The 389-nt window shown below is 67.4% G+C and carries 1 protein-coding gene; it reads right to left on the bottom strand.

The window, feature by feature from the left end; all coding sequences use genetic code 11:
• Positions 1–389, bottom strand: a 389-nt coding sequence (locus tag LG634_RS37635; RefSeq protein WP_226741053.1) for a roadblock/LC7 domain-containing protein, incomplete at both ends; no start/stop codon positions are given.

Here is a 389-nt window from a genome sequence, read left to right as displayed (position 1 = left end):
TCGGCGCGCAGGTCCGGGGTGAGGACGCTGCCTGCTCGGTCCACGAGGAGGGCCATCTCGTAGCCCACGAGGCCGATGTCGCACTCGGGGTGTGCGAGTACGGCCAGCGAGGAGCCGTCGGAGATCGACATGAGGAAGAGGAAGCCGCGTTCCATCTCCACCACGGTCTGGTTGACGTGGCCGCCTTCGAAGATGCGGGAGGCTCCCGCGGTCAGCGAGGTCAGACCGGAGGCGACGGCCGCCAGCTGGTCGGCACGGTCACGCGGGAACCCGTCGGACATCGCCAGAAGGAGGCCGTCGGCGGAGACCACCACGGTGTGGGACACCCCGGGGGTGTTGTCCACGAAATTGGTGATCAACCAGTTCAGGTTCTGTGCCGCCTGGCTCAT

The organism is Streptomyces bambusae, assembly GCF_020532645.1.
GTDB classification, from domain to species: domain Bacteria; phylum Actinomycetota; class Actinomycetes; order Streptomycetales; family Streptomycetaceae; genus Streptomyces; species Streptomyces bambusae.
This window is presented reverse-complemented; position numbering and strand designations above follow the sequence as displayed.